Raw genomic sequence first — 21,255 nt, forward strand, 5'->3', positions numbered from 1 at the left:
AGCCAGACACCGGGTGCGAAGAATCCAACCACCGCAACACCTGCGGCACCACTCACCCTGACACTGAGGTCCACGCTACCGGGCGCGGCCGCCGCTCAGCCCGCCCCCGTGACGGTCAGGGTGATCAGGGCCAGGTTCAGCGTCACGATCAGGGCGACCACCACCCAGGCGATCCCGGTCAGGGCCCTCCGGTTGACGAAGCTCCCCATCAGGGCGCGGCTGCTGCTCAGTCGCACCAGGGGGATGAGCGCGAAGGGGATGCCCAGGCTCAGCAGCACCTGGGACAGCACCAGGGCCCAGGTCGGGTCCACCCCGGCGGCGATGACGATCAGGGCGGGGATGAGGGTGACCACCCGGCGGGTGAGCACCGGGATGCGCATGTGCAGCAGCCCGCCCATGATGGTGGACCCGGCGTAGCACCCCACCGAGGTCGAGGCCAGGCCCGAGGCCAGCAGGCCGATGCCGAAGACGATCCCGATGCCGGGCCCCAGCGCGGCGGTGATCGCCGCGTGGGCTCCTTCGATGCTGTCGGTGCCGGGCACCCCGGCGAGGTTGCCGGCGGCCAGCAGCAGCATCGCGATGTTCACCGACCCCGCCACCAGGAGGGACAGCAGCACGTCCCAGCGGGTGGCGGTCAGGAGCCGCGGCAGGGCCTCCGGCGGGGGCGGGCAGCCGTGGCGGTCCCGGGCCAGGGCGGAGTGGGCGTAGATGGCGTGGGGCATCACGGTGGCCCCGAGCATGCTCGCGGCCAGCAGCACCGTCTGGGTCCCCTCGAACCGCGGGACGATCCCGGCCGCGGCCTCACCCCAGGAGACAGGGCCGAAGAAGAGCCCGGTGACGAACCCGGCGGTGATGATCACCAGCAGCCCGGTGACGACGAACTCGAAGTGGCGGGGCCCCCGGCGGGTCTGGACGGCCAGCAGCAGCATCGAGACCACCCCGATGATCACGCCCCCGGCCAGCAGGGGGATGCCGAAGAGGATGTGCAGGGCGATCGCCCCGCCGATGACCTCGGCCAGGTCGGTGGCCGCGGCCACGCACTCCGCCTGCACCCAGTAGGCCAGCCGCCGTCCCCGGGGCAGGCGGTCGCCCAGCAGCTCGGGCAGGCTGCGCCCGGTCACCAGCCCGACCTTGGCCGAGAGGTACTGGATGAGGACGGCCATGACGTTGGCGGCCACCAGCACCCACACCAGCAGGTACCCGTACTGGGCGCCGGCGGTGAGGTTGGCCGCCACGTTGCCCGGGTCCACGTAGGCGACCGCGGCCACGAACGCCGGGCCCAGCAGCCACGGCAGGGGTTGGCGGCGCACCCACCGCTCCCCCGGGGGAGCGGTGGCGATTCCTGTAGAGCCGGTGCGGCCGGTCCTGGTGGTCATAGAAAGTTAAGTTACACGAACTTTTGTCCTGCGGAACGGTGGCCGTGCCTTCGTGGCCGATCGTGACCTGCCTGGAGGGGGCGAAGGGGCCCCGGGTGGGCATGCGCCCCGACGGTACACGGCAGCGTGTACCGTTGAGGGATGAGCACGGTGACCCTCGCCCACACCTCGGCCCTCTCCCGGCTCGGCCACGCCCTCTCCGACGCGACCCGGACTGGGATCCTGCTGGCCCTGCGGGACGCCCCGGCCCGGCCCTCGGAACTGGCCCGGTCCCTCGGGGTCTCCAAGCAGGTGATGTCCAACCAGCTGGCCTGCCTGCGGGGGTGCGGTCTGGTGACCTCCATCGCCGAGGGGCGCAGCACGTGGTACTCCCTGGCCGATCCCCGCCTCGGGGACGCCCTGGGGGATCTGCTGGAGCTGGTCGTCACCGTGGACCCGGACTGCTGCTCCCCGGAAGGATGCACCTGCGCATGAGCTCCCTCTCGCTGGGCCCGAAGCCCATCACGGCGGCCCGCCGGGCGGTCCTGCACCGCCGGGTGCGCCTGGTCGTGGCCGCCACGATCACCTACAACGTCCTCGAGGCGGTCGTCGCCCTGACCGCCGGCGCCATCGCCTCCTCCTCCGCGCTGATCGGCTTCGGGCTGGACTCGATCGTGGAGGTCCTCTCGGCCGCGGCGGTGGCCTGGCAGTTCGCCGCCCCGGACCCCCACCGCCGCGAGAGGACGGCGATGCGGGTGATCGCGTTCTCCTTCTTCGGCCTGGCCGCCTTCGTCACCGTCGACGCGGTCCGCGCCCTGCTCGGGGCCGCCGAGCCGGAGCACTCCCCGGTGGGGATCGCGCTGGCGGCGGTGAGCCTGGTGGTCATGCCGGCCCTGTCCTGGTTCGAGCGCCGCACCGGGCGGGAGATGGGCTCCGCCTCGGCGGTGGCCGACTCCAATCAGACCCTGCTGTGCAGCTATCTGTCGGCGGTGCTGCTGGTGGGCCTGGTGCTCAACAGCACGCTGGGCTGGTCCTGGGCTGATCCGGTGGCGGCCCTGGTGATCGCCGCGGTGGCGGTCAGGGAAGGGCTGGAGGCCTGGAGCGGGGACGCCTGCTGCTCTCCCGTGGCCGTCCTCCTGGACGAGGACGGCCACGAGGGGGGCCACGAGGACGACGACGGGCGCGCCGGCGGGTGCGGCCCCGGCTGCGCCTGCTGCACCCCGCCCCGGTAGGCTGGTCGGCGTGAAACCTGCGCTGCTGCCCCTCCTGCCCGTCGTGCTCCTGGTCGCCGCCGGATGCGCCCCCGGGGGCGGGGAGGCCGACGCCCTGCTGCGCGAGCACGGGCTGGAGGACGCGAGCACCCAGGAGGTCGTCGAGCGGCTCGACGCGACGCACGAGGACCGGGACTCAGGGCTGATCGGGTCCGTGGGCTACGACGAGGTGGTCCTCACCGACGGCGGCTCCCGGACGGTCCTGCCCATGCCGGAGGACGAGTTCTACCTGGCGGTCGCCCCGTGGACGATCACCACCCACGAGTGCTTCCAGCACAACCTCGCCGGCTGCCAGGGCGAGCTCGTCGGGGCCGACCTCGACGTGCGGATCACCGACGGCTCCGGGGCCGTGCTCGTCGACGAGGCCGTCACCACCCACGCCAACGGCTTCGCCGGCTTCTGGCTGCCGAAGGACATCGCCGGCACGATCGAGATTTCCTCCGCCGCGGGCAGCGCGACCAGCGAGTTCAGCACCGCGGAGGACAGCCCGACCTGCCTCACGACGATGCGCCTGGTCTGAGCCGACCGCTCACGGCTCGAGCAGGATCGCGGCGGCCGGACAGGCCAGCGCGGCCTCACGGACCGCCTCGTGCACGGCCTCCGGTGGTGCCGGATCGAGCAGGACGACGACACCGTCGTCGTCGTGCTGGTCGAACACCGCCGGCGCCAGGGCGGCGCACTGGCCGGCGCCGCAGCACCTGGACCGATCCACGCTGACCCGCATGTCCGTCTCCTCGTCCCCGGCCCGTTCCGTCCTCGGCTCGTTGCCGCGAGGGGCCTGCGCCGTGCCGCGTCCGGAAGCTCCTGCCTCCTGAGCGTCACAGGACCGCCCGGGCTCCTCGTCTGCCGCAGGCCTGTCGTCCCTGGTCACGACGCCGATGGACGGGCTTCCCTCCGGCTCTGTAGCGTAGAACACCAGGGAAGACGTTGTGCCGCACGGTTGCAAGGAGTGGATGAACCATGACCTCCACCGAACCCGTCGACCTGCCGCTGACCCGGCAGTGCCCCTACGCCCCGCCGCCCGAGCACCTGAAGCTGCGCGAGCAGGCGCCCGTCTCCCGGGTCCGGCTGCCCTCGGGGATGGTCGTGTGGGCGCTGACCCGCCACGAGGACATCCGGGGGATGCTGGCCGATCCGCGCTTCAGCTCCGACCGCAACCACCCCGGGTTCCCGGCCCCCACGCACGAGCCGATCCCGGTGTCGCTGAGCCTGCTCGGCATGGACCCGCCGGAGCACGGGCCGGCCCGCCGAGAGGTGATGGGCGAGTTCACTCTCAAGCGGGTCACCGCGCTGCGCCCGCGCATCCAGCAGATCGTGGACGAGCGCATCGACGCCCTGCTGGCCGGGCCCCGCCCGGTGGACCTGGTGCAGGCACTGTCGCTGCCGGTGCCCTCACTGGTGACCTGCGAACTGCTCGGGGTGCCCTACGCCGACCACGACTACTTCCAGACCCGCTCGGCCGTGCTGCTCTCCCGCACCGTGTCCGTGCAGCAGATCCAGCAGGCGCTGCAGGAACTGCTGGCCTACCTCGACCGGCTGATCACCGCGAAGGAGCAGGACCCCACCGACGACCTGCTGGGCCGCCAGATCCGCAAGCAGCAGCAGAAGGGTGCTGTGGACCACCAGGCGCTGGTCAGCCTGGCCTTCCTGCTGCTGGTGGCCGGGCACGAGACCACCGCGAACATGATCTCCCTGGGCGTCATGGCCCTGATCGACCATCCCGAGGTCCTGGCCGCGATCCGCCAGGACCCCGGCAGGACCCCCGGCGCCGTGGAGGAGATGCTGCGCTGCTTCACCATCGCCGAGCTCGGCACCTCACGCGTGGCCGTCGAGGACGTGGAGATCGGCGGGGTGCTCATCCGCGCCGGGGAAGGAGTGCTCGGGCTGTCCAACACCGCCAACCGTGATCCGGCGGTGTTCACCGACCCAGACACCTTCGACATCGACCGCGGCGGACGCCACCACCTCGCCTTCGGCTACGGCCCGCACCAGTGCCTGGGGCAGAACCTCGCCCGCCTGGAACTGCAGATCGTCCTCGACACCCTGTTCCGGCGCATTCCCGACCTGCGCTGCGCCGTTCCCGTCGAGGAGCTGCCCTTCAAGAACGACGTCGACATCTACGGCCTCCACGAACTCCCCGTCACCTGGTGACCCCCGCCCGCCGCACCCGGGAGATGATCAGCGCCGGGAGGATGAGCATCGGCCCGGCGAAGGCCAGTCCACACAGGAGTTGCACCAGCAACCCGGAATGCCTCGGTGCGGTCGGTGGACACGACGCACTCCACCGGCTGCTCTACGGAAAAGTTGGGGCAAAGTGCGCCGGGATGGCTGAACCGTGTTAGTGGAGTGGACCAGGTGCTTCTCATCCCCACATCACAGCGGGGAATCCGTAGCGGCACGGCCAAAATGTTTGTCCGCCTCGCCGGAGAATGCGTGGACACCATCCCTCCAACGACAAAAAAAAATTGGTTGCCGGGCTCGGCAACCAGTGCTGAGCCCGGCACCCAATTCTTCAGGCAGAGTCTTGTTGGCCTGGCAGGAGCATTTGGTGGCCCCGAAACATTCGCGGGGGTGCCGAATGGATTGATTTGCAGACGTTCTGTGCAAAATGCTGATGTCGGGCAGCCTGCGGACTTTGAGCCCGTGCCCGAGGGCGCCCAGCGCATTCAAACACAGCGCCCGCACCACCTGCGTGGCCCGGGGAATCAGCCCGTTACCGTAATAAGAATGCTCGTGATGGCAGGCCCCCCGGCGGACTTTTGGCCGACCGTTTTGCCGTTGCACCCGTCGCTCTGCTTGAAATTCTCGTCAACAATGGTATAGCAAATGTTTCTGCCTCCCTTGGGGGCAAGGCTGATGCTGACCGCTGTCAGGGGATCTGCCGCACCGCCGACCCTTCCGCCGTTCTTGTCAGTAAAACTTGTACCGGTCTCGTCCCAAGCCGTGTAGTTGACATTGACCCCATTGATTCCGCGAAGTTCCACGCCCAGGCCGAACACGCCGGCGACAGCCGGGTCCGGGGGATTGTTCACCAGGGGCGTCACCAGCTTCCCGTTGCATACGGAAGGCAGCCAATCGCCGTCGCCGTTGGCTACGTCATAACAGACTGAAAAACTTGGGTGCGCACTGGCTGGCGCAAGCGAAGTAAAGGAGAAGATCACTACAGCAACGAGGGCAAGGACGTAGTGTTGGATTTGCGCAATTCTTGAGTTTTTCATGATTCCAGCCGTTCTGGGATTTGATGTCGTCCTGTGGAACCAAGAGCGTCGTTGATCAAGCACTGCATGTGTCTTTCCGAGGTTCCAAGATCTTCCTTGACGCTTCCTGGGCGCAGTGGAGATCCATCGAGCATCCCGCCGTCCAGGGGATGCCGACCATGCCCCCACTGCTACAAATATTTGCATCCGCCATGGACACATATCGGAAGGAAAGGCCTCGACAAATGAAAGCCTCTTGCCGTCCACGTCGGTTCCCAGAGTGTACGCATCTCCACTCAGGAGATAGGAGGACGGTGATCCAATTGTAGTATATGTATCCGCATCTCCGTATCAGTCTTGAAGGAGCATGCGTCCGTGGCGATTCCCGGGAGGCACAGGGTGTGCTCTTCCCTTCAGAAAAAGCAGGTCAGCAGGATCTTGGCGGCGCACCGTTACAGCTGAGTGACTACTTATGAGTTTTTTCAGCGGTCATTCAGTTTTGCCAGCGTTGGCAAATGTGCATAAATCTGGAGGGGGGAAAGGGGCTCGGTGTTGGTGGTGAGGGTGCAGTCCTGCAGTGCGACGGTCATCACCGTGACTCAAGGTCCAAGACTGACGGAGGTCGTTGACTCTCGGGTCTTCCGGTCCCAGGAAGACTCCCATGACTCGACGGGCCCTGGCCGCCGGTCGGATCACCGCAGGTCACCGCTCGTCGCCCGCCTACACTGGCGCCACGACGCAGTCGACCGGAGGAGCAGCGCAGTGGAGCAGGCCCCGCACCAGAACACCACCTTCCCCTCGGGCGGGGGGCAGGCCCACGGGTACCTCGCCCTTCCGGAGGCCGGCTACGGCCCGGGGGTGATCGTCGTCCAGGAGTGGTGGGGGCTGACCGACCACATCAAGGACGTGGCCGACCGTCTCGCCGCGGAGGGCTTCGTGGCCCTGGCCCCGGACCTCTACGGCGGCAAGGTGGCCCACGACGCCGACGAGGCCAGGCGGATGATGAAGCGGCTGCCGGAGGCCGAGGCGGCCCGGCTGCTGTCCGGGGCGGTGGACTTCCTGCTCCACCACGAGGCGGTCACCGGCTCCACCGTGGGCGCGATCGGCTTCTGCATGGGCGGCGGGTTCGTCCTCGCGCTGGCGGCCGAGCAGGGGGAACGGATCGGCGCCGCCGTGCCGTTCTACGGCGTGGGCCAGGGCGTGCCGGACGCGTACCACGCGGTGAGCGCGTGCGTGCAGGGCCACTACGGCCGCCAGGACCGGGCGTACCCGGTCGCGAAGGCACAGGCCCTGGAGGAGCAGATCCGCCGCGAGTCCTCCGCGCCGGTGGTGGAGTTCCACTACTACGACGCCCCGCACGCCTTCCACAACGACGAGAACCCGCGGAACTACCGTCCCGGCGATGCGCGGGCGGCGTGGGACCGGGCGGTGGCGTTCCTGCGGGAGCACGTGGGGTAGTCCCGGCGGGGCCGCGGCGGCTCAGTGTGCGGCGCCGACCTCGATGAGCAGCACCCCGCCCACGATGAGCGCGACGCCGGCGGCCATCACCCACGTGAGGGGCTCGTGGAAGAGGAGGCGGCCGGCGACCGCCGTCAGCGCCACGCCGGCGGCGGACCAGATCCCGTAGGCGACCCCCAGGTCCATCCCGTGGGCCAGCGCCAGGCTCAGGCAGGTGAAGGCGAGCAGGTAGCCGGTGGCCACGGCGGCGTACCACCCCCGGCGGCCCCCGGAGGCGACCCGCAGCGACAGCGTGGCGGCGACCTCGGTGACGATCGAGCCGACGAGGAAGAGCCAGGCCATCAGGTGCTCTCCCGCGGCCGGGTGGCGCGCTGGGAGCCGATCTCCACGCACAGCACCCCGCTGACGACCAGTACGATGCCGGCCAGCATGAGCGGTGTGAGGCTCTCCCCGAAGAACAGCGTCGCCCCCACGGCGGTCAGCGTCACGCCCATCGCCGCCCACACCCCGTAGGCCACCCCCAGGGGCAGCCCACGGCGCAGCACCGCGGCCAGGAGCGCGAAGGCCCCGGCGTAGCCGGTCACGACGACCGCGTACCAGGCCGGGTCCTCCAGCGCGGCCTTCAGGGAGAGCGAGGCGGCCACCTCCCCGGCGATCGCGGCGGCCAGCAGCAGCCATGTGGTCAAGGGTCAGTCCGCCAGCAGCGCGTCGGCCACCGCCCGGACCCGCGCCCGCTCGTCCGGGTCGAGGGTGAGGACGTCCGTGGCGTCGGCGAACCACGCGCCGTCGGCGATCAGCCGCACCGCCAGCAGGCGGCCCCGGCACTCGGCCGGCAGGTCCTCGGGCAGCGCCAGCCACGGCGTCATCCGCGCGGCCCACCGCTCCTTGAGCGTCCCGCGCAGCCGCGGGTCGGTGAGCATCACCAGGTCGGTCTCGTCGACCTCCCCGGATAGGCACCAGTCGAGGTAGGCGCGCAGGCGCTCGCGGGCGGGGGCCTGCTTCGCCGGGGCGGGCAGGCGGCGGACCATCTGCTCGTCCCAGCCGTCCATCACCCGGTCCACCAGGGCGAGCATCAGCGCCTCCTTGGTGGGGAAGTGGTACATCACCCCCGGTTTGCTCAGGCCCACGTGCCGTGCGGCCGACTCGAGGGAGATCGTGCGCCCGTTCCGGAGCAGCTCGAGGGCGCCGTCGAGGACCCGGTCACGGGAGGAGGTGCTCATAAAAAAGACTTTACCAACCGGAAGGGTGGTGTCACGATGTTACGCACTACCGGTACGACGGCCTCGGCCGCCGCGTCATCCGCGGGCACGACGATGTCCCCGCTCCGTCCGGTCCGGGCAAGGGTCACCCAGCGGGTGCACCCCCGCCCGGACCACCACACCAGGAGGACTCGTCCCATGACTTCCGTCCTGCAACAACGCACATCCGCCATCGAGAATCCGCCCGGTGCGCAGCGCACGCGGCCGACCGTGAACTGGGCCGTCTTCGCCGGTTCGGGCGTCACCATCGTCCTGTTCTCCCTGTGGGCGATCCTCGCTCCGGAGCAGGCCTCCACGGTGATCAGCGCCGTGGTCGGCTGGATCGCCGCCAACATGGGGTGGTTCTACGTCCTGACCGCCACCGTGGTGACCGTCTTCGTGCTCGTCGTGGCGTTCTCCCGGGAGGGCTCGCTCAAGATGGGCCCGGACCACTCCAAGCCCCAGTACAACCTGTTCACGTGGACCGCGATGCTCTTCGCGGCCGGCATCGGCATCGACCTGCTGTTCTTCTCCGTGGCGGAACCGGTCACCCAGTACTACGGGCCGCCGGCCGGCGAGGGCCGCAGCGACGAGGCCGTGCGCATGGCGGTGGTGTGGACGCTCTTCCACTACGGCGTGAGCGGCTGGGCCATGTACGCCCTGATGGGCATGGCCTTCGGCTACTTCGCCTACCGCTGGAACATGCCGCTGAGCATCCGCTCGGCCCTCTACCCGCTGATCGGCAAGCGGGTGCACGGCCGGGCCGGGGACGCGGTGGACATCGCCGCGCTGCTGGGCACGATCTTCGGCGTGGCCACCTCCCTGGGCATCGGCATCGTGCAGCTCAACTACGGGCTCTTCCTGCTGTTCGGGATCCCGGAGGGCACGGCCGCGCAGATCGGGCTGATCGTGGTGGCGGTCGTGATGTCCACGGCCTCGTGCGTCTCCGGCGTGGACAAGGGCATCCGCCGGCTCTCGGAGCTCAACGTCCTCATGGCCGTGGCGCTCATCGTCTGGGTGCTGGTGGCCGGCCGGACCTCGTTCCTGCTCGACGCGATGGTGCAGAACCTCGGCGACTACGTGGCCGCGCTGCCCGGGATCACCCTGGACACCTTCGCCTACACGGGCGCGGAGGAGTGGATGGCGGGGTGGACCCTGTTCTTCTGGGCCTGGTGGATCGCCTGGGCGCCGTTCGTCGGGCTGTTCCTGGCGCGCATCTCCCGCGGGCGCACCCTGCGCGAGTTCGTGATCGCCACCCTGACCGTGCCGTTCGTGTTCATCCTCATCCTGGTCTCGATCTTCGGCAACAGCGCCCTGGACCTGGTGATGGGCGGCGACGACGCGTTCGGCCAGGCCGCCATGAACACCCCCGAGCGGGCGTTCTACTCGCTGCTCGAGCAGTACCCCGGCGCCCCGCTGCTGATCGCGCTGGCGTCGATCACCGGGCTGCTGTTCTACGTCACCAGCGCCGACTCGGGCGCGCTGGTGATGTCGACCTTCACCTCGACCATCCAGGACCCCACCCAGGACGGCCCCAAGTGGCTGCGGGTCTTCTGGGCCGCCGCCACCGGCCTGCTGACCCTGGCGATGCTCCTCGTGGGCGGCGTGCCCACCCTGCAGGCCGCCACGCTGATCATCGGCCTGCCCTTCTCGATCGTGATGTACCTGATCATGATCGGGTTCTGGAAGGCCCTGCGCACCGAGCGCGCCCAGCGCGAGGGGCGGCAGTCCACCCGCCGCTCCGTGTCCGCCTCGCGCATCCCCGGCCCGGACGGCCACTGGCGCCGGAGGCTCTCCCGGACCGGCTCGTTCCCGGGCCCCAAGGCCGTGCTCCGCTACGAGGAGCAGGTGCTCGCCCCCGCCCTCGCGGAGGTCGTCGAGGAGTTCAGGGCCCACGGGCGCGACGCGGAGCTCACCAGCTCGGTGGTCGGCTACCAGGGCCTGTCCGAGCACACGCTGACCGTGCACATGGGCAAGGACCGGGACTTCTGCTACCAGATCTATCCGGTGGCCACCCCGGTGCCGGCCTTCGGCGGATTCCGCACCAACCCGGACTCCGACCTCTACTACCGCCTCGAGGTCTTCACCGAGACCGGCTCGCAGGGCACCGACGTCATGGACTGGGACCACGAGCAGGTCATCAACGACGTCCTCGACAGCTGGGAGGCGCACCTGGCCTTCCTGAGCCTGCACACGGGCCCGTCCAAGATCCAGGACGGCCCCGAAGGGCCCCCCGACTGGTCCACCGACATCCAAGACGTTCCGACGGGGCAGATCCCCGCGGTGAAGGAGGTTCACCTGTGAGCACGACCCTGTTCATCGACGGACAGTGGCAGGCGGCCGCCCGCGGCGGCACCCGCACCATCGTCTGTCCCGCGGACGGCACCGAGGTCGGCGTCGTGGCCGAGGCCACGGCCGAGGACACCGGGCGCGCGATCGCCGCGGCCCGCCGCGCCTTCGACGACGGCCGCTGGTCCACGGTGCCCGCCCCGCAGCGCGGCGACCTGCTGCTGCGGGTGGCCGCCCGGTTGCGCGAGCGCAAGGACGAGTTCGCCCGCGCGGAGTCCCTGGACACCGGCAAGCGCCTGGTCGAGTCCGGGATCGACATGGACGACGTCGCCGCCTGCTTCGACTGGTTCGGCAAGAACGCGGCCGAGCAGGCCGGGCGGGTGGTGGACGCCGGGAACCCGGACGTCGTCTCGAGGGTCGTCACCGAGCCGGTGGGCGTGTGCGGCATGATCACGCCCTGGAACTACCCGCTGCTGCAGGCCGCCTGGAAGATCGCCCCCGCGATCGCGGCGGGCTGCACCTTCGTGCTCAAGCCCGCCGAGCTCACCCCGCACACCGCGATCCTCATGATGGAGGTGCTCCAGGAGGCCGGGCTGCCCGACGGCGTGGCCAACCTGGTGCTCGGCGCCGGCGCGCAGGCCGGTGCCCCGCTGTCCTCCTCCCCGGACGTGGACCTGGTCTCCTTCACGGGCGGTCTGGCGACCGGCCGGGCCGTCGCGGCGGCGGCCGCGGCCACCGTCAAGAAGGTCGCCCTGGAGCTGGGCGGCAAGAACCCCAACGTGGTCTTCGCGGACGCGGACTTCGACGCCGCGGTGGACAACGCCCTCAACGGCGCGTTCGTGCACTCCGGGCAGGTCTGCTCGGCCGGCGCCCGGCTGGTGGTCGAGGAGCCGATCGCCGAGCGCTTCGTCGACGAGCTGGTCCGGCGCGCCGAGGGCATCCGCCTGGGCGGTCCCTTCGACGAGCAGGCCGAGACCGGTGCGCTGATCTCCGCCGCGCACCGGGAGAAGGTCCACGCCTACGTCGAGTGCGCCCGCCAGCAGGGCGCCCGGGTCCGCTGCGGGGGTGCCCCCGCCACCGGCGCCTCCGCCGACGGCTCGCTCGATCTCGGGCAGGGCGTCTTCTACCTGCCCACGGTGATCGACCGCTGCACCCGCGCGATGGACTGCGTCCACGACGAGGCCTTCGGCCCCACCGTGACGGTCGAGACGTTCCGCACCGAGGACGAGGCCGTCGAGATCGCCAACGACACCGTCTACGGCCTGGCCGGCGCGGTGTGGACCCAGGACGCCGGCCGCGCCCAGCGCGTGGCCGGGCGGCTGCGCGCCGGGACCGTGTGGATCAACGACTTCCACCCCTACCTGCCGCAGGCGGAGTGGGGCGGGATGAAGCAGTCCGGCGTGGGCCGCGAGCTCGGCCCCACCGGCCTGGGCGAGTACCAGGAGCTCAAGCACGTCTACCAGAACACCGCCCCCGCCGTCACCGGCTGGTTCCCCCGGCACTGAGCCGTGACCGCCCGCGCCGTCGTCGTCCCTCCCGTCCCGGGGCCGACGACGACGGCGCGGCGGCCGCCGGCCCCGCACCGATCGTCCGAAGGAGAGAGACCATGACCGTACCCAGCACCACCCCCGCACCCGAGACCGCCCCGCAGGAGTTCGACTACCTGGTGGTCGGCGGCGGCTCCGCCGGAGCCGTCGTCGCCGCCCGGCTGTCCGAGGACCCGGCGGTGACGGTCGGCCTGATCGAGGCCGGCCCCCACGACCAGCACCTCGACGAGGTGCTGACCCTCAGCCGCTGGATGGAGCTGCTGGAGTCCGGCTACGACTGGGACTACCCGCTCGAGGAGCAGGAGAACGGCAACTCCTTCATGCGCATGGCGCGCGCGAAGGTGCTGGGCGGGTGCTCCTCGCACAACTCCTGCATCGCCTTCTGGGCGCCGTCCGAGGACATCGACGAGTGGGAGGAGCGCTTCGGCGCCGAGGGCTGGAACGCCGATACCGCCTTCCGGCTCTACCAGAAGCTGGAGACCAACGACGACCCCGGCGCCCACCACGGCCACGACGGGCCCGTGCACCTGATGCAGGTCCCGGACAACGACCCCTGCGGCGTGGCGGTGCTGGAGGCCTGCGAGCAGACCGGGATCCCGCGCACCCCGTTCAACACCGGCAAGACCGTGGTCAACGGCGCGAACTTCTTCCAGATCAACCGCCGGCCGGACGGCACGCGGGCCTCGGCGTCGGTGTCCTACCTGCACCCCGTCGCCGACCGGCAGAACCTCACGATCCTGCACTCCACGCAGGCCAAGCGGGTGGTGGTCGAGGACGGCCGGGCCACCGGCGTGGAGGTCGTGGACAACGCCTTCGGCACCGCCCGCACCGTGCGCGCCCGCCGCGAGGTGGTCGTCTCCGCCGGGGCGATCGACACCCCCAAGCTGCTGATGCTCTCGGGGATCGGCCCGGCCGAGCACCTGCGCGAGGTCGGCGTGGATGTGCTGGTGGACGCCCCCGGGGTGGGCTCCAACCTGCAGGACCACCCCGAGGGCGTGATCCAGTGGGAGGCGAAGAAGCCCATGGTCACCGACTCCACCCAGTGGTGGGAGGCCGGGATCTTCACCCAGGTGGATCCCGGCACCGACCGGCCGGACCTGATGATGCACTACGGCTCGGTCAACTTCGACATGCACACCTACCGGCAGGGCTACCCCACGGCCGACAACGCCTTCTGCCTCACCCCCAACGTCACCCACGCGCGGTCCCGCGGCACGGTGCGGCTGCGCTCGCGGGACTTCCGCGACAAGCCGCGCGTGGATCCCCGGTACTTCACGGATCCCGAGGGCTACGACATGCGGATCATGATCGCCGGCATCCGCAAGGCCCGCGAGATCGTCGCCCAGCCGGCGCTGGCCGAGTGGGCCGGGCAGGAGCTGTTCCCGGGGCAGGACGTGCAGACGGACGAGGAGCTCGCCGACTACATCCGCCGCACCCACAACACCGTCTACCACCCGGCCGGCTCCTGCCGGATGGGCGCGCCCGACGACGAGATGTCGCCGCTGGACCCGCAGCTGCGGGTCAAGGGCGTGGCGGGCCTGCGGGTGGCCGACGCCTCGGTGATGCCGGAGCTGGTGACCGTCAACCCGAACATCACGGTCTACATGATCGGCGAGCGGGCCGCGGAGCTGATCGCGGCGGACCAGCACGCCGCGGTCGGGGTCGGGGTCTCGGCCGAGGTGTGAGCCGTCACCGCCGAGCCGTTCTGTTGCGCGGCTCTCCTGTGTCGTTCTGCTGAGCCGTTCTGCTGAGTCGTTCCCCCGAGCGGCGACGGGCCCGGCGCCTCCTGCGGGAGGTGCCGGGCCCGTCCGCGTGGCGGCCGTGCTCAGGACGACGGCGCGGCCCCGGCCTCGACGACGCGCTTGAGCCGCTGCAGGCTCTCGCGGAGGCCGTCGCGCATCGTGGTCATCCGGTCCCGGTCCCGGCCCAGCGTGCCGATGATGAACCAGCCGATGCGCCCGACCGGGCGGGCGACCTCGTAGGACTCCGTGACGCGGGTGCCGGTGCCCTCGGGCTCGAAGCGGTAGCGCCACACGATCGTGCCGGCGAACGGCTCCGTGCGGGCGAAGGCGAACTCCCGGCCGGGCTCGGCCGCCATGACGATCGGCTTGTTGTGCCAGGAGAACCGGGACTCCGGCGGCACCCGGTTGCGGGCCCGGAAGCGGGCGCCGACGCGCGGGCCGTCGTCGTCGAGCCAGACCACCTCGTCGACCTCGGGACTGTACTCGGGCGTGCGGGTGACGTCGGCGACGACGTCGTAGACCGCCTGCGGCGGCGCGTCGATGTGGACGGACTCCTCGGCACGGCCCAGCGTCTGCATGGTGCTCCCTCCGCGGTGCGGGCCCGGGCGTGATCGGTGCACGACGGGCCGGGTGCTTCCACGGTAGGACCGTCACCCGGGACCGCCGGCCGCACGAAACCGGATCGTTGCTCCGCGCCGGTGCGTGTCGCCGCGGCGCAGGGTCAGCCGGGAACAGGGCCAACCGGGAACAGGGCCAGCCGGGAGCAGGGGCGGTCAGGAACGCAGGGGCGGTCGGGAACGCCGGGTCAGCCGGGGGCGCCGTCGCGGGCGCGGGAGGTCCACGGGCCGTCGCCGAGCGTGGCGTAGGAGGCCGCGACGATCTCCTCGAGGACGCCGAGGTCCACCGCGTCGAGGTCCTTGAGATAGATGCAGCCCACCCCGGTGGTGTGCGGGCCCAGCCGCTCCAGGCGCTCGCGGTGGGCGTCGACGCCGTCGTACACGTAGACGGTCGTGGCGGCCTTGCGGGCGGCGAACCCGGCCGCGGGGGCGTCGCCCTCGTGCCCGCTGGCGTACCTGTAGTGGTACTGGCCGAAGCCGACCACGGTGCCCCACATCTCCGCCGGCTGACCGGTGATCCGGGCGAACAGCGGGACCAGCCGCTCGGCGTCGGCGCGCCGCTTCTTCGGGGTGACGCCCGCGAGATACTCCTCGACCGGCTGTCCTGTCTTCTCCACGGTGGGCTCCTCGGGCTTGCTGAGGCCATGATCGTCTCAGGGACCACGATCGCCGGTCCGTCCGACACGGCAGCAGGAGACAGGGAGCCACAGGGATGAGAGTGTTCTTCGCCGCGGCCCGGGTGCTGATGGCGCTGGGGCTGCTCGTGGCCGTCGTCGGCCGGTTCCAGGTCTACCTGCGCTTCTGGATCGGGCGCGGGGACCAGGAGATCGCGGTCGACGTCGTCAACTTCTTCAGCTACTTCACCATTCAGACCTCGCTGTTCCACGCGGTGGTGTTCGCGCTCGGGGCCTGGGCTCTGCTGGCGCGGCGGGGCGCCGACCCGGCGTGGCTGGGCGCGCTGCGGGCCGCGGCGACGACGTACACGGTCACCACCGGGATCGTCTACAACGCGCTGCTGCGCCAGATCCCGCTGGAGCCTGGCCTCGAGCAGCCGTGGGCCAACGAGGTGCTGCACACGGTCGTCCCCGTCTACGCGCTGCTGGACTGGCTGCTCGCGCCGGGGCGGGACCCCGTGCGGTGGCGGACGGTCGGGTGGATCGTCGCCTATCCGGTGCTCTGGGCGGGCTGCACCCTCCTCCGCGCGCCGTTCGTCCTCGACGAGGGCACCGGCAACCCCTGGTGGTACCCGTATCCGTTCCTGGATCCCCACGCCTCGGCCGGCGGCTACGGGTCCGTGGCCACGTGGGTGGTGGTGCTCGCGATCGTGGTCACGGCGATGGCGTCGGGGGTCGTGGGGATCTCGCGGGCCCGGCGCCGGCCGTAGCCAGAGGCCTGAGCGTCACCCGGCCGCGTGGACGAGGTCGTCCAGCATGGCGTTCAGTCGCACCAGGAGGGAGATGTGCCCCTCGGGCTCCAGCAGGTGCGTCCGGGCGCCCGGCACGTGCGCGGCGAGCCACTCCCCGTGGGCCACGGGCACGGCGCGGTCCAGGCGTCCGTGCCAGATCCGCGTCGGCACGTCGATCTGCTCGACCGCGAAGCCCCACGGGCGGACCACGGCCAGGTCGTCGTCGCGCCAGCCCACGACGCCCTGGCGGAGGGCGTGCCGGGCTCCGCTGAGCACGTACTCGGCGAGCCCGCCCGTCAGCGCCGCCTGGTCCACGGGCGGGAGGAACGCGCGCAGGAGCTCCATGATCTCCTCGAGGGTCCCCAGGGCCGCCGCGGTCATGGAGCGCACCTCCTCCCCGAGGACGGCCTCGAGCTCCTCGGGGCCCTGCACGGCGGCGGTGTACTCGGCCGCGCTGTTCTCGTCCATCCCCGCGACCGGGTCGAGTCCCACGACGCCCGGCGGGGCGTAGCCGGACAGAGCGGCGACCGCGCGGCACCGGTCGGCCAGCAGCGCGCCGCAGGCCAGGGCCCGCGGCGCCCCGTTGGACCAGCCGAGGGTGAGGAAGTCGGTGGCTCCCAGCTCGTCCAGGACCAGCCGGGTGTCGGCCGCGGTGCCGGAGACCGTGCCGGGGGCCGTCCCCTCCGGGAGGGGGTCCGAATTTCCGTACCCTGGGCGTGAGAGGGTCACGACGCGCAGCCCCCGCTCCACGGCCGCGTCCTCGAGGGGACCGAACGGGACGGCCGCGCCGGGGGCGCCGTGGTGGAAGACCAGCGGCAGGCCGTCGGGCGGGCCGGTGACCCGGAACTCCACGCGGCGCCCGTCGGGTGCGGTGACGCTGGGGTTGCCCTGCTCGTCCGTCGGCTCGCTCATGTCGTCTCCCGCTGTCCGTGGGCCGCCGTCCTGCGACGGCCCGGGTTCCTCCACGCTAGGACGTCGGTGCGGTCGCGACCAGGGGCGCGGCGGGATGTGACCGGTCCGGGTCGGCCGCCGGGGCGATCAGGAGCGCAGGACGGCCCGTGCGAAGGTCCTGCCTTCGGGAGTGCCCGCGGGCACCGTGCCGCGCCGATCCCAGCGCAGGACGCCCAGTTCCAGGAGCACGTGCTCGCTGTCCCGGACGAGCTCGCCGACCGCCTCGGGCGGGAGGCCCCAGCTGTCGCCGGCCGACCAGCCGAGGATCTCGAGCCCGAAACCGACCGCCGGCAGGCAGCCGCGGTCGGTGCCGCGGTCGGCGGCGAGCTCGAGCGCCAGGAGCAGCGTGGCGTCGCGCTCGGCGTCGTGCCGGTGGCGGTGGGCCAGGGACCGCGCCAGGAAGAACCACAGGCCCACGGGGTCCTCCAGCAGCGGGCGGGCCGCGACGCTGAGCAGCAGCCGGCCCTTCAGCTTGCGCAGCAGGCCGAGCCGCTGCGCCTGCGCGCGCAGCTGCCGGACCGGCCACGTCTGGTCCCCGCGGTTCTGCTTGCCGATCCAGCGGTCCTCCCAGCCCAGTTCCGTCATCGCCTGCCGGACGACGGCGGGCGGAAGCCACCCGGCGGCGGTCAGGTCCAGGCCGTCGGCGCCGACCCTGCGGATCAGCCACAGGTAAGGGGCCACCATGCGCTCGGCGGCGTCCGCCTCGATCTCGGGCGGCGACCCGAGCTGCGCCGTTCCCACGTAGGAGCGGAACTCCGGGCGCAGCGCCGGGGGCATGCACTCGATCAGCTCGGCGACGAGCGGGGGAGTGCCCGGCTGGGAGCGGCCACCCTCGTCGTCGTCCCCCGGGGCGGGGAGGAGCAGGGCCAGCTCGCGGTTCACCTCATCCACGTCGAGCAGCTCCGGGTCGAAGGGCCGCCAGGGGCCGGCCGTGGCGGCGACCCACTCGGTGGCCTCCTGGTGGTCCTCGTGCTGCGGATCCGCGAGGGCCTCCAGCAGGTCGTGGTAGCCGTGCGGACCCCCGGAGTCCTCCAGCGGTGCCCGGCGCTCGCCGCGCTCCAGGCGGGCGGCGGGCTCCGAGGCGGGCACGGTGAGGTGCTCTACGAACTCCAGGCGGTGGGTCCAGCCGTCGCCGAAGTCGTAGTCGTAGAACAGGGGGCCGGACTCCTCGCTCAGCACCTGGCCCAGCGTCCACTCGGTCTCGGGCAACCCGTCCGGGTCCTCCTCCAGCACGAACGCCGAGGTCCACCGGCGTGGTTCCCGGACCCGGCCGTCGGCCACCCGCAACCGCTCATAGGTGTCGGTGTCCGTGAAGGAGTGCAGGTGGCTGCTGCGCCACCCCATGGCGATCTGGAGGACCTCGTGGACCTGCTCGAGGGTCAGGGCGGCGTCCACCTCCAGCAGGCGCCAGATCTCGGGGTCGCTGTCGACCAGCGAGACCTTCAGCCGCAGGTGGTCCCGGGTGCGCCGTGCGTCGTCGGTGCGTGAGGCCATGGGGTCATCCTGTCAGTGACTCGCCCCGCACGACCAGGACGTCCGTGTGCCGTGCCCGGAGTGTTCGACGGCCGCTGAGCGGGTCGGCGACGAGGCGCTGCACACCGGCGTGCAGGTCCCGCCGGCCTGGGTGATCTCGTCGACCACCTTCTGCACGCTCTCGAGGTCGATGTCGGACAGGACGACCGATGCGCCTCTGGCAGCCAGGATCTTCGCCGTCTCGGCGCCGATTCCCGACCCTCTGCCGGAGACGGTGGCGATCTTCTCGGAAAATTCCGTCGACATCTCACGGATGATCCGCCGGAACCCGCATGTGACCCGCACCACGACGCTATGGCCATGGGGGTCCCCGAAGAAGAGCCGCGGGGTGTCGGCAGGAAGTCCGATCATGTCCTGCCGGAGGTGCGACCGCCGCTGCCCCCTGGTTGTTGACGTCCAGGTTGTGGCGATCTTGATGGCGTAGAACGGGATCATCGATTCCACCCGACGGAGGGACGTCCCGTGAGCCTGAGCATGGCCCTCACCGCGCAGGCCGTGGCGCTGCGCGCCCGCCTGAGCCCGCACCGCGAGATCGAGGCGCTGCGCGGGCGCCCCTATCCCGAGCCCGCCGCGATCCCCAAGGACCTGGAGCGCTCGCACCACGTCTCGCGCGAGGAGGTCGCCGGGCGCCCGGTCCTCCGCCTCACCCCGCGCGCCGGAGCGGACGGCACCCACCTGGTCTATCTGCACGGCGGGGCGTTCGTCATGCCCCTGCTGACGGCGCACTGGTGGATCATCCGCGAGCTGGTCAAGGACACCGGCACCACGGTGACCGTGCCGCTGTACCGGCTGGCACCCGAGGGCGACGCCGACGAGGGCTACGACTTCCTCGCCGCCGCGTGGGCCTCGCTCGTCGCCTCTCCCGGGGCGGAGCAGATCGTGGTGGCCGGCGACTCCGCCGGCGGCAACCTGGCGATCGGCCTGGCCATGGCCCTGCGCGACGCCGGGTCCCGGACACCCGACCACGTGGTGGCCTTCTCCCCGGCGCTGGACGTCACCGCCAGCCACCCGGCGGTGCGGGAGCTGGACCCGCACGACCCCATGCTCTCTGTGGACGAGGTGCAGCCCCTGTGTGCGGCGTGGGCCGGCGCCCGGGAGCTGACCGATCCGCTGGTGAGCCCGCTGTACGGGGACGTGGCCGGTCTGCCGCCCGTGCACGTCGTCCAGGGCGGCCGGGACATCCTGGCCGCCGACGCCCTGGAGTTCGCCCGCTCCCTGCAGAGAGCGGGGAACACCGGGCGGCTGATCTACGAGCCGGGCGCCTTCCACGTCTACGTCGGGGCGTGGTGGACGCCGGAGGCGCGACGGGCGACGCAGCACGTGCGCTCCCTGCTCGCCGGCCCGGATCAGCAGGGCTTGTAGAACTTCCCGCCCGGGGCGTAGCAGCGCGGCCCGGTGTAGCCGGGGATCTCGGCGTAGTAGCCGGGAGGCGCCTCGTTGACGATGTTGGCCCCCGGGTTCGGGGCGGGCTTCGGAGCGGGAGCGGGAGCGGGCGCCGGAGCCGGAGCGGGTGCCGGTGCCGGGGCGGGTGCCGGTGGCTGCACGGGCGGTGCAGGGGCGGGCGGCAGGTTGACCACCGGCGGATCGGGAAGGGCCGGTGCTGCGGGCACCTGTGCAGCCGGGACCGGGGCGGGGTCCGGAGCCGGGGGAGCGGGCGGTGCCGCGGGGGCGGGGCCAGGGTCGGGCGCCGCGGCCCTGCGCGCGGCTTCGGCGGCCGCCTCACGCTGCTCCTCCGCGCGCTTCGTGAGATCGGCGATGCCGGAGCGCACCGTCGAGACGCCGTTGCCGATGCCGGGCAGCTCGACCAGGTGGCGGATGTGGGGATGCGCGTCGCCGTCGATCGCGTCGAGGCCGGCCAGCAGCGCGACGGCGGCCGCCGCCCCGCTCGCGGTGTCGGCGAGGTCCTCGGGTGAGGCCCCGGTAAGGGCGCTCGTGGTCTGCTGGACCTGGGCCGGGAGCGTGCAGCCGATCGCCGGGTCCAGGAGGCCGGCCCCCTGCTGCTCCGCCTCGGCGAAGGCCTCCTCGACCGGCGGCAGGAAGCGGTCGTTCGGCTCGATGAGCATCGGCGTGCCCAGCCCCTGCCGGGCGATCTCGGCGTTGACGAGCGCGCCGTCCGTCGTAAAGACGCCGGCGAGCGTGCGCCCGTAGGAGTCCGTGCGCTCCTGGTCGTACTCCAGGCCCACCACCGTGCCGGCGGGCAGGAGCTCCTCGAGGAAGGCGCTGGCTTCCGGACCCAGGCACTGGACCAGCTCGTTCGGGTCCTTGGTCTCGGGGGTGTCGATGTTGAGCAGGCGCACGCGGACCGTCTGGCCGTTCCGCTGGACGTCGACCGTGTCACCATCGATCACCCGCTCCACCACCGCGCGCTCGCCGCGCACCTCGGGCGACGACGTGGCCGTGCTCGACGCGGCGGTCGACGACGACTCGCCGGAGGTGGCGGACGTGCCGGTGCAGCCGGTGAGCAGGAGAAGGGCGAGGGCCGGGGCGGTCAGGCGCCGGAGGGCAGGGAGATGCGTCATTGCAGTCCTGTCAGAGGGGGGAAGGATCCCTTCCACCCTAGACGTGTATGTGCTTGTGCAAAGAATGGGTCAAGTCCATTTGCGTGGTGTAACGCGGTCAACGCGTGATTCTTGGGATGGTCAGGCGCTGAGG

General features: G+C 71.6%; 22 protein-coding genes. 10 read left to right on the forward strand and 12 right to left on the reverse strand.

The window, feature by feature from the left end; genetic code table 11:
* Window positions 1-95 precede the first annotated feature (95 nt).
* Window positions 96-1,376, reverse strand: a complete 1,281-nt coding sequence (locus IEW07_RS19300) for an Nramp family divalent metal transporter (RefSeq protein ID WP_188540206.1) — start codon at window positions 1,374-1,376, stop codon at window positions 96-98.
* Between the two features lie 141 nt (window positions 1,377-1,517).
* Between IEW07_RS19300 and IEW07_RS19305 the strand changes: the two genes are divergently transcribed.
* From IEW07_RS19305 to IEW07_RS19315, 3 genes are read left to right on the forward strand one after another with little or no spacing between them, the layout of a single operon-like run.
* Window positions 1,518-1,850 (forward strand): ArsR/SmtB family transcription factor, encoded by a 333-nt coding sequence (locus tag IEW07_RS19305; protein ID WP_188540208.1) that lies wholly within the window; start codon window positions 1,518-1,520, stop codon window positions 1,848-1,850.
* Window positions 1,847-2,587, forward strand: coding sequence for a cation efflux transmembrane domain-containing protein (locus IEW07_RS19310; protein WP_188540210.1), 741 nt, complete (start codon window positions 1,847-1,849; stop codon window positions 2,585-2,587). The genes IEW07_RS19305 and IEW07_RS19310 overlap by 4 nt, the downstream gene beginning before the upstream one ends.
* A gap of 10 nt (window positions 2,588-2,597) precedes the next feature.
* The gene (locus IEW07_RS19315) at window positions 2,598-3,146 is read left to right on the forward strand and encodes a CueP family metal-binding protein (RefSeq protein ID WP_188540212.1); all 549 of its coding nucleotides are present in this window, start codon (window positions 2,598-2,600) and stop codon (window positions 3,144-3,146) included.
* Window positions 3,147-3,155: 9 nt separating this feature from the next.
* On the opposite strand, the gene IEW07_RS19320 is transcribed toward IEW07_RS19315, so the two are convergent.
* Complete coding sequence (locus IEW07_RS19320) at window positions 3,156-3,350, reverse strand: ferredoxin (RefSeq protein ID WP_188540214.1); 195 nt, start codon at window positions 3,348-3,350, stop codon at window positions 3,156-3,158.
* A 236-nt stretch (window positions 3,351-3,586) separates the two neighbouring features.
* On the opposite strand from IEW07_RS19320, the gene IEW07_RS19325 reads away from it, so the two are divergent.
* Window positions 3,587-4,777: a cytochrome P450 gene (locus tag IEW07_RS19325; protein ID WP_188540216.1), complete on the forward strand. Its 1,191-nt coding sequence runs from the start codon at window positions 3,587-3,589 to the stop codon at window positions 4,775-4,777.
* Between the two features lie 554 nt (window positions 4,778-5,331).
* Here the strand turns inward: IEW07_RS19325 and IEW07_RS19330 are convergent.
* Window positions 5,332-5,844: a hypothetical protein gene (locus tag IEW07_RS19330; RefSeq protein ID WP_188540218.1), complete on the reverse strand. Its 513-nt coding sequence runs from the start codon at window positions 5,842-5,844 to the stop codon at window positions 5,332-5,334.
* 741 nt (window positions 5,845-6,585) lie between these two features.
* Here IEW07_RS19330 and IEW07_RS19335 point away from each other — a divergent pair.
* Window positions 6,586-7,281, forward strand: a complete 696-nt coding sequence (locus IEW07_RS19335; protein ID WP_188540220.1) for a dienelactone hydrolase family protein — start codon at window positions 6,586-6,588, stop codon at window positions 7,279-7,281.
* Between the two features lie 21 nt (window positions 7,282-7,302).
* On the opposite strand, the gene IEW07_RS19340 is transcribed toward IEW07_RS19335, so the two are convergent.
* Genes IEW07_RS19340 through IEW07_RS19350 form a run of 3 tightly spaced genes read right to left on the reverse strand, consistent with a single transcriptional unit; the run spans window position 7,303 to window position 8,501 of the window.
* The gene (locus IEW07_RS19340; RefSeq protein ID WP_188540222.1) at window positions 7,303-7,623 is read right to left on the reverse strand and encodes a DMT family transporter; all 321 of its coding nucleotides are present in this window, start codon (window positions 7,621-7,623) and stop codon (window positions 7,303-7,305) included.
* Window positions 7,623-7,967 (reverse strand): DMT family transporter, encoded by a 345-nt coding sequence (locus IEW07_RS19345; RefSeq protein ID WP_188540224.1) that lies wholly within the window; start codon window positions 7,965-7,967, stop codon window positions 7,623-7,625. Before IEW07_RS19345 ends, IEW07_RS19340 begins: the two co-directional genes overlap by 1 nt.
* 3 nt (window positions 7,968-7,970) lie before the next feature.
* A complete protein-coding gene (locus IEW07_RS19350) occupies window positions 7,971-8,501 on the reverse strand; it encodes a TetR/AcrR family transcriptional regulator (RefSeq protein ID WP_188540226.1) in 531 nt (176 codons plus the stop codon).
* A gap of 177 nt (window positions 8,502-8,678) precedes the next feature.
* Between IEW07_RS19350 and betT the strand changes: the two genes are divergently transcribed.
* The 3 genes from betT (at window position 8,679) to IEW07_RS19365 (ending at window position 14,040) form a co-directional block, all read left to right on the forward strand.
* Window positions 8,679-10,823: a choline BCCT transporter BetT gene (gene betT, locus IEW07_RS19355; protein ID WP_188540228.1), complete on the forward strand. Its 2,145-nt coding sequence runs from the start codon at window positions 8,679-8,681 to the stop codon at window positions 10,821-10,823.
* The gene (locus tag IEW07_RS19360) at window positions 10,820-12,313 is read left to right on the forward strand and encodes an aldehyde dehydrogenase family protein (protein ID WP_188540230.1); all 1,494 of its coding nucleotides are present in this window, start codon (window positions 10,820-10,822) and stop codon (window positions 12,311-12,313) included. Before betT ends, IEW07_RS19360 begins: the two co-directional genes overlap by 4 nt.
* A gap of 101 nt (window positions 12,314-12,414) precedes the next feature.
* On the forward strand, window positions 12,415-14,040 hold the full coding sequence (locus IEW07_RS19365; RefSeq protein WP_188540232.1) for a GMC family oxidoreductase: 1,626 nt from the start codon (window positions 12,415-12,417) through the stop codon (window positions 14,038-14,040).
* Between the two features lie 140 nt (window positions 14,041-14,180).
* On the opposite strand, the gene IEW07_RS19370 is transcribed toward IEW07_RS19365, so the two are convergent.
* Together IEW07_RS19370 and IEW07_RS19375 are read right to left on the reverse strand one after the other, a co-directional pair.
* Window positions 14,181-14,675, reverse strand: a complete 495-nt coding sequence (locus IEW07_RS19370; protein ID WP_188540234.1) for an SRPBCC family protein — start codon at window positions 14,673-14,675, stop codon at window positions 14,181-14,183.
* A 227-nt stretch (window positions 14,676-14,902) separates the two neighbouring features.
* Window positions 14,903-15,331, reverse strand: coding sequence for a DUF1801 domain-containing protein (locus tag IEW07_RS19375; RefSeq protein WP_188540236.1), 429 nt, complete (start codon window positions 15,329-15,331; stop codon window positions 14,903-14,905).
* A gap of 95 nt (window positions 15,332-15,426) precedes the next feature.
* Between IEW07_RS19375 and IEW07_RS19380 the strand changes: the two genes are divergently transcribed.
* On the forward strand, window positions 15,427-16,098 hold the full coding sequence (locus IEW07_RS19380) for a Pr6Pr family membrane protein (RefSeq protein WP_188540238.1): 672 nt from the start codon (window positions 15,427-15,429) through the stop codon (window positions 16,096-16,098).
* 15 nt (window positions 16,099-16,113) lie between these two features.
* Here the strand turns inward: IEW07_RS19380 and IEW07_RS19385 are convergent, their stop codons facing one another.
* The 3 genes from IEW07_RS19385 to IEW07_RS21250 form a co-directional block, all read right to left on the reverse strand.
* The gene (locus IEW07_RS19385) at window positions 16,114-17,031 is read right to left on the reverse strand and encodes an alpha/beta fold hydrolase (RefSeq protein WP_188540241.1); all 918 of its coding nucleotides are present in this window, start codon (window positions 17,029-17,031) and stop codon (window positions 16,114-16,116) included.
* 126 nt (window positions 17,032-17,157) lie between these two features.
* Window positions 17,158-18,564 carry a plasmid pRiA4b ORF-3 family protein gene (locus IEW07_RS19390; protein ID WP_188540242.1) on the reverse strand — a complete coding sequence of 469 codons (1,407 nt, stop codon included), beginning with the start codon at window positions 18,562-18,564 and terminating at the stop codon, window positions 17,158-17,160.
* 12 nt (window positions 18,565-18,576) lie between these two features.
* Window positions 18,577-19,038 (reverse strand): SDR family NAD(P)-dependent oxidoreductase, encoded by a 462-nt coding sequence (locus IEW07_RS21250; protein ID WP_229741987.1) that lies wholly within the window; start codon window positions 19,036-19,038, stop codon window positions 18,577-18,579.
* A 27-nt stretch (window positions 19,039-19,065) separates the two neighbouring features.
* Between IEW07_RS21250 and IEW07_RS19400 the strand changes: the two genes are divergently transcribed.
* Entirely contained in the window at window positions 19,066-19,965 is a 900-nt protein-coding gene (locus tag IEW07_RS19400; RefSeq protein WP_188540244.1) for an alpha/beta hydrolase fold domain-containing protein, read from the forward strand.
* Here the strand turns inward: IEW07_RS19400 and IEW07_RS21255 are convergent.
* On the reverse strand, window positions 19,950-21,122 hold the full coding sequence (locus IEW07_RS21255) for a thermonuclease family protein (RefSeq protein WP_229741988.1): 1,173 nt from the start codon (window positions 21,120-21,122) through the stop codon (window positions 19,950-19,952). The two genes, IEW07_RS19400 and IEW07_RS21255, sit on opposite strands and share 16 nt — an antisense overlap.
* Between the last annotated feature and the right edge of the window lie 133 nt (window positions 21,123-21,255).

It is taken from the genome of Kocuria dechangensis, from assembly GCF_014636775.1.
Classification (GTDB): Bacteria; Actinomycetota; Actinomycetes; order Actinomycetales; family Micrococcaceae; genus Kocuria; species Kocuria dechangensis.

Coding starts and splice junctions, on each gene's coding strand:
- IEW07_RS19300 (WP_188540206.1), bottom strand. CDS start 1,376: ATGACCACCAGGACCGGCCGCACCGGCTCTACAGGAATCGCCACCGCT.
- IEW07_RS19305 (WP_188540208.1), top strand. CDS start 1,518: ATGAGCACGGTGACCCTCGCCCACACCTCGGCCCTCTCCCGGCTCGGC.
- IEW07_RS19310 (WP_188540210.1), top strand. CDS start 1,847: ATGAGCTCCCTCTCGCTGGGCCCGAAGCCCATCACGGCGGCCCGCCGG.
- IEW07_RS19320 (WP_188540214.1), bottom strand. CDS start 3,350: ATGCGGGTCAGCGTGGATCGGTCCAGGTGCTGCGGCGCCGGCCAGTGC.
- IEW07_RS19325 (WP_188540216.1), top strand. CDS start 3,587: ATGACCTCCACCGAACCCGTCGACCTGCCGCTGACCCGGCAGTGCCCC.
- IEW07_RS19330 (WP_188540218.1), bottom strand. CDS start 5,844: ATGAAAAACTCAAGAATTGCGCAAATCCAACACTACGTCCTTGCCCTC.
- IEW07_RS19340 (WP_188540222.1), bottom strand. CDS start 7,623: ATGGCCTGGCTCTTCCTCGTCGGCTCGATCGTCACCGAGGTCGCCGCC.
- IEW07_RS19350 (WP_188540226.1), bottom strand. CDS start 8,501: ATGAGCACCTCCTCCCGTGACCGGGTCCTCGACGGCGCCCTCGAGCTG.
- betT (WP_188540228.1), top strand. CDS start 8,679: ATGACTTCCGTCCTGCAACAACGCACATCCGCCATCGAGAATCCGCCC.
- IEW07_RS19365 (WP_188540232.1), top strand. CDS start 12,415: ATGACCGTACCCAGCACCACCCCCGCACCCGAGACCGCCCCGCAGGAG.
- IEW07_RS19370 (WP_188540234.1), bottom strand. CDS start 14,675: ATGCAGACGCTGGGCCGTGCCGAGGAGTCCGTCCACATCGACGCGCCG.
- IEW07_RS19380 (WP_188540238.1), top strand. CDS start 15,427: ATGAGAGTGTTCTTCGCCGCGGCCCGGGTGCTGATGGCGCTGGGGCTG.
- IEW07_RS19385 (WP_188540241.1), bottom strand. CDS start 17,031: ATGAGCGAGCCGACGGACGAGCAGGGCAACCCCAGCGTCACCGCACCC.
- IEW07_RS19390 (WP_188540242.1), bottom strand. CDS start 18,564: ATGGCCTCACGCACCGACGACGCACGGCGCACCCGGGACCACCTGCGG.
- IEW07_RS21250 (WP_229741987.1), bottom strand. CDS start 19,038: ATGATCCCGTTCTACGCCATCAAGATCGCCACAACCTGGACGTCAACA.
- IEW07_RS21255 (WP_229741988.1), bottom strand. CDS start 21,122: ATGACGCATCTCCCTGCCCTCCGGCGCCTGACCGCCCCGGCCCTCGCC.